Consider the following 10,217-nt stretch of genomic DNA (forward strand, 5'->3'; position numbering starts at 1 on the left):
CACGGCGGCCGGCCGGTTCGACAACGTCGACACCCTCGCACGCCGCGCGCAGCTCGAACGCCGCGATCTCGAAGCGCTCGCCGCCGCGAACGCGCTTGCGACGCTCGCCGGCCATCGCCGCGATGCGCTATGGCAAGCGGTTGCGGCCGCCCCCGAACGCGACCTGCTCGCGACCGCGCCGATCGACGAAGTGGAGAAGCCCGCACTCGGCGCGCCGTCGGAAGCCGACGACATCCTCGCCGACTATCACACCACCGGCCTCACGCTGAACCGCCATCCCGTCGCGCTGCTGCGGTCCGAACTGCGCGCGCGGCGGCTGTCGTCCGCGGCCGAATTGCACGACCGCCCCGACGGGCGGCTCGCGCGCGCGTGCGGGCTCGTGACCGCGCGGCAGATGCCGGGCACCGCGAAAGGCGTGATGTTCATGACGCTCGAGGACGAAACGGGCTGCGTGAACCTGATCGTCCGGCCCGAGCTGCTCGCGCGGCAGCGCCGCGAAACCCTCGATTCGCGGCTGCTTGCCGCGTCCGGCGTGTGGCAGGTCGCGAGCGACGTGAGGCACCTCGTCGTGCAGCACTTCGAGGATCTGACGCCGCTGCTCGGCGGCCTGCGCACGTCGAGCCGCGAATTCCACTGATTCCAGAGACACAACCGGCGCGCGCCGCCGAACGCGCGGTGCGTCGCCATCCGTGCATACCAGTTGGCCAAACTGGTTCTATCCAGGTCTCATATTCGTGCCCAAAACCTGGCCGAACCGCGTACTGGAACTGTCCCCTTGCATACCAATCCGGGTAAATCCCTACCCCGTACTTCATTGTAAACAAAGGGTTTGTGAGAACTAAAACGCTTGCCGGGCAAGGCTTCCGGCGATTTCGGCACCACTAATACCAGTTCGTTGACTGGTATTATGGTGGTTATATAATGCCCTCACTTTCGACGGCCTGCGGTCGTCGTCCGACACCCGGAGGCACATGGAAACCGGCTGGTCCGAACTGGCGCCCGATCCCCTCAGCGATACGCCGCTCTATCTGCAGCTCGCCCGCAATCTGGCGAGCGCGATCCACGCCGGCGCGTGGCGGGCCGGCGAGGCGCTGCCGTCGGAACGGCTGCTGTCGGTGTCGGTCGGCGTGTCGCGGATCACGGCCCGTCGCGCCCTCGCGCTGCTGGTCGAGCAGGGGCTGATCAAGCGGGCGCGCGGGGCGGGCAGCTTCATCACGCCGCGCGTCGCCGATCCGCTGTCGCGTCTCGTCGGCTTCACCGCGAAGATGCAGCAGCGCGGCTTCGTGCCCGATTCGGTGTGGCTGTCGCGCACGCTGCGTGCCGCAAACCGCGACGAGATCACGCGGCTCGGCCTCGCGCCCGGCGCGACGGTGGCGCGGCTCGAACGGCTGCGCCGCGCGGACGGCATCGTGATGGCCGTCGAGCACTCGACGCTGCCGGCTGCGGTGGTGCCCGATCCGCAGGTGCTCGGCGCGTCGCTGTACGAATACCTCGAAGCGCGCGGCATGACCGTCGTGCGCGCGCTGCAGCACTTTCGCGCGGCGAACGCGACGCACGCGATCGCGAAATGGATGGCGGTGAAGCCGGGTTCGGCCCTGCTGGTGATCACGCGGATCGGCTACGGCGCCGACCAGCGCGCGATCGAAGTGAGTGAAACGTATTGCCGCGACGATTACTACGACTTCGTCGCCGAACTGAAACGCTGACGCGCGAGACTGCCCGCGCGCGACACGCGTGAAGCAACGACACGGATTTGCAAATCACGACGCGGATGCCCGCGTCACCAGATCATCAAGAGAACGTCATGCTGACTGGAAACATCCTTACCCCCGACGGCTGGATTCACGGTTCGCTCGATAGCGAGAACGGCCGCATCACGACCCTCGACGGCACGCCCGTCGATCCCGCGAAGAACGACGCGCCGTACATCCTGCCCGGCTTCATCGACCTGCACGTGCACGGCGGTGGCGGCGCCGACGTGATGGAAGGCGGCGACGCGATCGAGACGATCGCCCGCACGCACGCGCAATTCGGCACGACGAGCCTGCTCGCGACGACGATGACCGCGCCGCGCGACGAACTGATGCAGGTCGTCGCGAACCTCGGCACCGTCGCGCGCACCCGCACGCCGGGCGGCGCGCGCGTGCTCGGCGTGCACCTCGAAGGCCCGTACATCAACCCCGGCAAGCTCGGCGCGCAGCCCGACGCGGCCGTGTCGGCGGTGCTCGACGAAGTGCTGAAGTACCTGTCGATCGCGCCGATCCGCGTCGTCACGCTCGCGCCGGAAATCGCCGGCCACATCGAGATCATCGGCGAGATGGCCGCGCGCGGCGTGCGCGTGCAGCTCGGCCATTCGCTCGCGACCTACGACGACGCGGTGGCCGCGCTCAAGCACGGCGCCTGCGGTTTCACGCACCTGTTCAACGCGATGTCGCCGCTGCATCACCGCAACCCGGGCCTGGTGGGGGCGGCGCTTGCCCACGCCGAATACGCGGAAATCATCCCCGACCTGCTGCACGTCCACCCGGGCGCGATTCGTGCTGCGCTGCGCGCGATCCCGCGCCTGTACGTCGTGACCGACAGCACGTCGGCAACCGGCATGCCCGACGGCGAATACCGGCTCGGCAGCCAGCACGTGACGAAGTGCCTCGGCGGCGTGCGCCTCGCCGACGGCACGCTCGCCGGCAGCACGCTGACGATGGACCAGGCGCTGCGCAACCTCGTATCGCTCGGCCTGCCGATCGCCGACGTGTCGAACCGGATGTCGCGCTACGCGGCCGACTACCTCGGCGTCGCCGATCGCGGCCGCCTCGAGCGCGGCGCATGGGCCGACCTCGCGGTGTTCGACCGCGACCTGAACCTCACCGCGACCTACGTCGAAGGAGAATCGATTGTCGAATATGCTTAAGGAAGCGCGCGAGTCCGCCCAGGTCGTCGCCGCGCAGATCGCCGACACGACGCGCGTCGAAGCGCTCGCCGGCCAACTGCTCGATCACCCGCCGGCCGTCGCGCTGACGGTCGCGCGCGGCAGCTCGGATCACGCCGCGAGCTATTTCGCGAGCCTGACGATGAGCCGCCTCGGCGTGCCGGTCGCGTCGCTGCCGATGTCGGTCGCGACGCTGCAGCAGGCGCCGCTGAAGGTGCAGGACCAGCTCGCGATCGCCTTCTCCCAGTCGGGCAAGAGCCCCGATCTCGTCAATACGATGGCCGCGCTGCGCGAAGCCGGCGCGCGCACCGTCGCCGCCGTGAACGTGCTGCCGTCGCCGCTCGCCGACGCGTGCGAGCACCAGTTGCCGCTGCTCGCCGGCCCCGAACTGTCGGTGGCCGCGACGAAGAGCTATATCGCGATGCTGTCGCTGTCCGCGCAGATCGTCGCGTACTGGCAGCGCGACGCCGCGCTGATGACCGCACTGCGCGGCCTGCCCGACGTGCTCGCACAGGCCGGCCAGCTCGACTGGTCGCAGGCCGTCGCGGCGCTCGCGGGTGTCGAGCGGATGATCGTGATCGGCCGCGGCCTGGGCCTCGCGATCGCGCAGGAAGCCGCGCTGAAGCTGAAGGAAACGTCCGGCATCCAGGCCGAGGCGTTCTCGAGCGCCGAAGTCCGTCACGGCCCGATGGAGCTGATCGACCGCGACTATCCGCTGCTCGTGTTCGCTCCGCCGGGGCCCGAGCAGGCCGGCCTGCTGCAGCTTGCCGCGGACATGCGCGCCCGCGGCGCCGCCGTGCTGCTCGCGGCGCCCGCCGGCATACCCGGCGCGACGCTGCCGCTCGCGCAGTCCGCCCATTCGGCGCTCGACCCGATCGCCGCCATTCTTTCGTTCTACGTGATGGCGGCGGATCTCGCCGTTGCGCGCGGCCGCAATCCCGACACGCCGCGCCACCTGAACAAAGTCACCGAAACGCACTGATAGCCGAGACCGCCGATGAGACGCGCCGAGGAGTCCCAGTTGAAGAGCCCCACCCACGATCAGATCGTCCTGCTTAGCCCCATGACGGGGCCGATCGTCGCACTGGCCGACGTGCCCGATCCGGTGTTCTCCGGCGGGATGTTCGGCGACGGCATCGGCATCGACCCGCTCGCGGGCCAGCTCGTCGCGCCGTGCGCGGGCGTCGTGTCGCATCTCGCACGCACGGGCCACGCGGTGACGATCACGACGCCGCAAGGCGCGGAAGTGCTGCTGCACATCGGCATCGACACGGTCGAGCTGAACGGGCAGGGTTTCATCGCGCACGTCGAGGCCGGCGAGCGTGTCGAGGCCGGCACGCTGCTGATCGAGTTCGACCAGGATGCGGTGGCGCGCAGCGCGCATTCGCTCGTGTCGGTGATCGCGATCGCGAACTCGGATGCGTTCGAGGTCGTCGATCGTGCCAGTGGCTTCGCGACGGCCGGCGAGACGCCGCTGCTGGCACTGCGCGGCAAGGGCGAAGCGGCCGCGCAGGCGGCACAAACCGGCGCCGCGGCGCAAAACGAAGTGCGCCGTGAAATCGTGCTGGCGCAGCCGGGCGGCCTGCATGCGCGGCCGGCCGCGCGGGCGCGTGAAGCCGTGCGCGGATTCGACGCGACCGTCGACGTGCTGTTCGACGGCCGCAAGGCATCGATCGCGAGCGTCGTCGGCCTGCTCGGCCTCGGCGCCGGCGAAGGCGCGACGGTCGAACTGGTCGGCCGTGGCGCGCATGCGCAGCAGGCCGTCGATGCGGTCGAGCACGAGCTGCTGCGCGAAGCGCACGGCGAAGTCGAGGAGCAACCGGCGCGGCTGAGGTCGCCCGCGCCGCAGACGGTCGCGCGCAACGTCGGTGCGCCCATCGACCCGAACACGCTCGCAGGCGTGTGCGCGGCGCCCGGTATCGCGGTCGGCACGCTGGTGCGTCTCGACGATGCGGAAATCGTGCCGCCCGAGCAGGCCGCCGGCACGCCGGCCACGGAAAGCCGCCAGCTCGACCAGGCGTTGAAGGCCGTCGACGCCGAACTCGACGAAACGGTGCGCAACGCATCGGCGCGCGGCGCGGTCGGCGAAGCGGGCATCTTCGCGGTGCACCGCGTGCTGCTGGAAGACCCGACGCTGATCGACGCGGCGCGCGACCTGATCAGCCTCGGCAAGAGCGCGGGCTTCGCCTGGCGCGCGACGATCCGCACGCAGATCGACACGCTGTCGAAGCTCGACGATGCGCTGCTCGCCGAACGCGCGGCTGACCTGCGCGACATCGAGAAGCGCGTGCTGCGCGCGCTCGGCCATACGAACGGTGCTGCACGTGCGCTGCCCGACGAAGCGGTGCTCGCGGCCGAGGAATTCACGCCGTCCGACCTGTCGTCGCTCGATCGCCAGCGCGTGACCGCGCTCGTGATGGCGCGCGGCGGCGCGACGTCGCACGCGGCGATCATCGCGCGGCAGCTCGGCATTCCGGCGCTGGTCGCGGTCGGCGATGCGCTGTACGCGATTCCGGACGGCACGCAGGTCGTCGTCGATGCGAGCGCGGGCCGGCTCGAACACGCCCCGACCGCGCTCGACGTCGAGCGCGCGCGGCACGAGCGCCAGCGCCTGGACGGCGTGCGCGAGGCGAACCGGCAATTGGCCGGTGAAGCCGCCGCGACGGTCGATGGCCGCGCGATCGAGGTCGCCGCGAACATCGCGACGCTCGACGACGCGAACACCGCGGTCGACAACGGCGCCGACGCGGTCGGCCTGCTGCGCACCGAGCTGATGTTCATCCATCGCCAGGCCGCGCCGACGGTCGTCGAGCACCAGCAGAGCTACCAGTCGATCGTCGACGCACTGCAGGGCCGCACGGCGATCATCCGCACGCTCGACGTCGGCGCCGACAAGGAGGTCGACTACCTGACGCTGCCGCCCGAACCGAACCCGGCGCTCGGCCTGCGCGGCATCCGTCTCGCGCAGGTGCGCCCCGATCTGCTCGACGATCAGTTGCAGGGCCTGCTGGCAGTGAAGCCGTTCGGTGCGGTGCGCATCCTGCTGCCGATGGTGACCGACGCAGGCGAGCTCGTGCGCCTGAAAAAGCGCATCGACGAATTCGCGCGCGCGCAGGGCCGCACCGAGCCGATCGAGGTCGGCGTGATGATCGAGGTGCCGTCCGCCGCGCTGCTGGCCGACCAGCTCGCGCAGCACGCGGATTTCCTGTCGATCGGAACCAACGACCTGACGCAGTACACGCTCGCGATGGACCGCTGCCAGGCCGATCTCGCTGCGCAATCCGATGGCCTGCATCCGGCCGTGCTGCGCCTGATCGACATCGCGGTGCGCGGCGCCGCGAAGCACGGCAAGTGGGTGGGCGTGTGCGGTGCGCTCGGCGGCGATCCGCTCGCGGTGCCGATCCTGGTGGGCCTCGGCGTGACCGAACTGTCGGTCGACCCCGTATCGGTGCCGGGCATCAAGGCGCGTGTGCGCCGTCTCGATTACCAGTTGTGCCGTCAGCGCGCGCAGGATCTGCTCGCGCTCGATTCGGCACAGGCGGTAAGGGCAGCAAGCCGCGAGGTCTGGCCGCTCGACTGAGCGTCGACGGCAGGTTCGCGACCGGTTTCAAGACGAAAGCAATTAGGTCAACGACGATTAATGACGAGACAAGGATTGGAGGACTGAATGAACGGGAATCCGTTTCTGAAAATACAGGGCCTGGGCCGGGCGCTGATGCTGCCGATCGCGGTATTGCCGGTTGCCGGCATCCTGCTGCGACTCGGCCAGCCGGACGTGTTCAACATCAAGATGATCGCCGACGCCGGCGGCGCGATCTTCGACAACCTGCCGCTGCTGTTCGCGATCGGCGTGGCGGTCGGTTTCGCGAAGGACAACAACGGCGTGGCGGCGCTCGCGGGCGCGATCGGCTACCTGATCGAAACCGCGATCATGAAGGACATCGATCCCAAGCTGAACATGGGCGTGCTGTCCGGGATCATCGCGGGTGTGGTCGCGGGCCTGCTGTACAACCGCTACAAGGACATCAAGCTGCCGGACTACCTCGCGTTCTTCGGCGGCAAACGGTTCGTGCCGATCATCACGGGCCTGGTCTGCGTGGTACTCGGCATCGCGTTCGGGTACGTGTGGCAGCCGGTCCAGCACGCGATCGACGCGGCCGGCCAGTGGCTGACGACGGCGGGCGCGATCGGTGCGTTCGTGTTCGGCTTCCTGAACCGCCTGCTGCTCGTCACGGGCCTGCACCACATCATCAACTCGCTCGCATGGTTCGTGTTCGGCAACTTCACGCCGCCCGCCGGCGGCGAGATCGTGCACGGCGACCTGCACCGCTTCTTCGCGGGCGACCCGACCGCGGGCACCTTCATGGCCGGTTTCTTCCCGATCATGATGTTCGGCCTGCCGGCCGCGTGCCTCGCGATGCTGCACGAAGCGCCGAAGGAACGCCGCGCGATGGTCGGCGGCCTGCTGTTCTCGATGGCGCTCACGTCGTTCCTGACCGGGGTGACCGAGCCGATCGAATTCAGCTTCATGTTCCTCGCACCGGTGCTGTACGTGATCCACGCGGTGCTGACGGGGCTGTCGCTCGCGATCTGCCAGATCCTCGGCGTGAAGCTCGGCTTCACGTTCTCGGCTGGCGCGATCGACTACGTGCTGAACTACGGGCTGTCGACGAAGGGCTGGATCGCGATCCCGCTCGGCATCGCGTACGGCGCCGCGTACTACGGGCTGTTCCGCTTCTTCATCCGCAAGTTCAACATGGCCACGCCGGGCCGTGAGCCGGCATCGGCCGACGCGGCCGCGGAATCGTATGCATCGGGCGGCTTCGTCGCGCCGGCTGCAGGTGCCGCTGCGGTTGCCGCTGCACCGCGTGCGCAACGCTACATCGCCGCGCTCGGCGGGGCAGGCAACCTGTCGGTCGTCGACGCGTGCACGACGCGCCTGCGCCTGACCGTCGTCGATCCGGAGATGGTCTCGGAGCCGGAACTGAAGTCGATCGGCGCACGCGGCGTGCTCAAGCGTGGCGGCAACAGCGTGCAGGTGATCATCGGGCCGGAGGCCGACATCATTGCCGACGAGATGCGTGCGGCCATCGGCAGCGGCGCAGCAGGCGCGGCATCGACGGCGACGGTCGCCGCGGCACAGCCCGTCACGGGCGCGGCCGCCGGCCCGCTCGATCCGGAGCCGACGCGCTGGCTCGCGGTGTTCGGCGGCGCGACCAACGTCGTGTCGCTCGACGCGGTCGCGACCACGCGCCTGCGGGTGGTCGTGCGCGATCCGTCGGCGGTCGATCGCGATCGTCTCGGTGCGCTCGACGTCGCGTGGGTGTCGCTCGATACGTTCCACATCGTCTGCGGCAACGCGGCGGCGCGCTATGCCGAACAGCTCGGCGCGCGCCTGCCGCCGTCGGGCAGCGGGGCGGCCGCACAACTGGCCTGATGCTGATGCGATGAAGCCGATCCGATCCGCGCTGCGGGTTCGGGCCGGCCGGCAAAACGAAAACGGCTTGCGATGCGTCGCAAGCCGTTTTTCTTTGGTGCGGGCGACGGCGCGATGCGTTCGCCTGCGTTGCGCCGTCGCTCCGCCATGCAATCGCTCAGCCGTTCACGGATTCGTCAGCGTGAAGGTTGGCTTCCGGTAGCCGACGCCGGCCCGGTCGAGCTTCGGCAGTTCGCGTTGCGTGAGCAGCGTCGCGAAGCCGGCCCAGTCGCGTTGCAGCGCGGCCGTGTCGACGTGATGCGTGTCGCCGCGCCTGAAGCGCACGCCGGCCGCATACGGCAGCTCCCAGTCGGCCCGGTGCCATGCACGCTCGGCGAGCGCGAGCAGCCGCGGATAGGCCATGTATTCGAGGAAGGTGTCGTTGCGCATCACCTCGCCCCACGCCTGCCCCTGCATGCCTTCGATGCGCGGCGCGGGGCCCGTGCCCGTCACCTCGAACGTGTTGCCGTCACGGTCGCCCATCACTTCGGCGTTCTGCGGCAGGTTCTCCGGCGCGAGCGAAAACACCTTGTACTCGTCCGTCGCGTGCGAGCCCCAGTAGTAGCCGCGCTCGCGCGGGTTGAGCGTGTACGGGAAGTCGAAGTACAGGTAGTCGGGCAGCGCGAGCACCGTCTGGTAGCCCTTGCCGCTCAGGTCGCGCGCGCTGTCCGATGCGCCCCAGAAGATCGTGTCCCACAGCGACACCATCACGTGGCGCGTGCTGAAGTCCTGCGGCCCGTTCGCATGCTTGATGCCGTCCTGCCACGCGGCCATCGTGTCGATCCCGTTCGCGCTGACCGCCGCGCTCACCTGTTGCGCGAAACGTGTCGGCAACTCGTCGATCGACTTGATCTCGCCGCGCTGGAGCAGTGCCGTGCACGCGGGCGAACGCGCCCACGGCTTGTCCTGCGCGGCGAGGTCGATGCGCCCCTTGTTCGGATCGGTGCCGTTCAGCGGCTGGAAGCCCCCGCCGAGGAAGATGTTCTTCGCCTCGTCGCCGCCGTAGTGCCAGGTGTGCAGCGGCGCCTGCGCGTCCGCATGCATCGCCGCGATCTCGCGGATCACCTTCGACGCGAAATTGAGCGCGCCCGGCACGCACGGGTTCAGGTCGCTGCGCCGGTCGTAGAACTGCACCGTCGTCAGGTTCGACGTGTCCTGCGGATCGAGCAGCCGGTATGCGTTCGCTTCCTGCTCGCGGCCGGCCGCATGCAGCCGCTTGTAGCGTGCCTCCATCGTCACGACGGCCGCCCGCGCATGCGCGGGCATGTCGATCTCGGGGATGATCTCGACGAAATGCGCGGCTGCGTAGCGCACCAGCGACACGTAGTCGTCGCGCGTCAGGTAGCCGCCGCCGGAGCGGTTGTCCGGGCCGGAGCCGAGCTGCGGCAGCAGGCAGCGCGTCTCGCTCGGGTCATGGCAGCGGCGCCCCCCGATCTCGGTGAGTTCGGGCAGGCCGGGAATCTCGATGCGCCAGCCCTCGTCGTCGGACAGATGCAGGTGCAGGCGATTGAGCTTGTACGCGCTCATCTGGTCGATCAGCCGGCGCAGTGTCGCCGGGTGCTTGAAGTTGCGTGCGAGATCGACGTGCATTCCGCGATGCGTGAAGCGCGGCGCATCCTCGACGAGCATCGCCGGGATCGGGCCGCCGCCGGCGGGCGCGAGCGAGTAGAGCGTCTGCACGCCGTAGTAGAGGCCGGCACGATCGTACGCTTCGATGAACGCGCCGCGCGGCCCGATCGCGAGCCGGTAGCCGCCCGGCGTCGCGATGTCGGCCGGCAGCCGGCGCGGCGCGACGGCGCCCCACACCGGCACTCG

At 69.5% G+C, this 10,217-nt stretch carries 7 protein-coding genes; 6 read left to right on the forward strand and 1 reads right to left on the reverse strand.

Features of this window, described 5'->3' with window-relative positions; genetic code table 11:
* From G3N98_RS35780 to nagE, 6 genes are all read left to right on the forward strand, one after another.
* A partial coding sequence (locus tag G3N98_RS35780; protein ID WP_346779125.1) for an OB-fold nucleic acid binding domain-containing protein occupies positions 1–637 on the forward strand: 637 nt, incomplete at its 5' end.
* A gap of 334 nt (positions 638–971) precedes the next feature.
* Complete coding sequence (locus G3N98_RS35785) at positions 972–1,706, forward strand: GntR family transcriptional regulator (protein WP_043187255.1); 735 nt, start codon at positions 972–974, stop codon at positions 1,704–1,706.
* 98 nt (positions 1,707–1,804) lie between these two features.
* The gene (gene nagA / locus G3N98_RS35790; RefSeq protein WP_089426373.1) at positions 1,805–2,908 is read left to right on the forward strand and encodes an N-acetylglucosamine-6-phosphate deacetylase; all 1,104 of its coding nucleotides are present in this window, start codon (positions 1,805–1,807) and stop codon (positions 2,906–2,908) included.
* Positions 2,901–3,908, forward strand: a complete 1,008-nt coding sequence (locus G3N98_RS35795; RefSeq protein WP_179250069.1) for an SIS domain-containing protein — start codon at positions 2,901–2,903, stop codon at positions 3,906–3,908. Before nagA ends, G3N98_RS35795 begins: the two co-directional genes overlap by 8 nt.
* Before the next feature lie 15 nt (positions 3,909–3,923).
* Positions 3,924–6,506: a phosphoenolpyruvate--protein phosphotransferase gene (gene ptsP, locus G3N98_RS35800; protein ID WP_206150764.1), complete on the forward strand. Its 2,583-nt coding sequence runs from the start codon at positions 3,924–3,926 to the stop codon at positions 6,504–6,506.
* Positions 6,507–6,593: 87 nt separating this feature from the next.
* Positions 6,594–8,363: an N-acetylglucosamine-specific PTS transporter subunit IIBC gene (gene nagE / locus G3N98_RS35805; protein ID WP_206150765.1), complete on the forward strand. Its 1,770-nt coding sequence runs from the start codon at positions 6,594–6,596 to the stop codon at positions 8,361–8,363.
* Positions 8,364–8,528: 165 nt separating this feature from the next.
* Here the strand turns inward: nagE and G3N98_RS35810 are convergent.
* Positions 8,529–10,217: family 20 glycosylhydrolase (locus G3N98_RS35810; protein WP_206150766.1), on the reverse strand; the 1,689-nt coding region annotated here is incomplete at its 5' end.

Origin of the sequence: Burkholderia sp. Tr-20390 (assembly GCF_017104595.1) — a bacterium.
Lineage (GTDB): Bacteria > Pseudomonadota > Gammaproteobacteria > Burkholderiales > Burkholderiaceae > Burkholderia.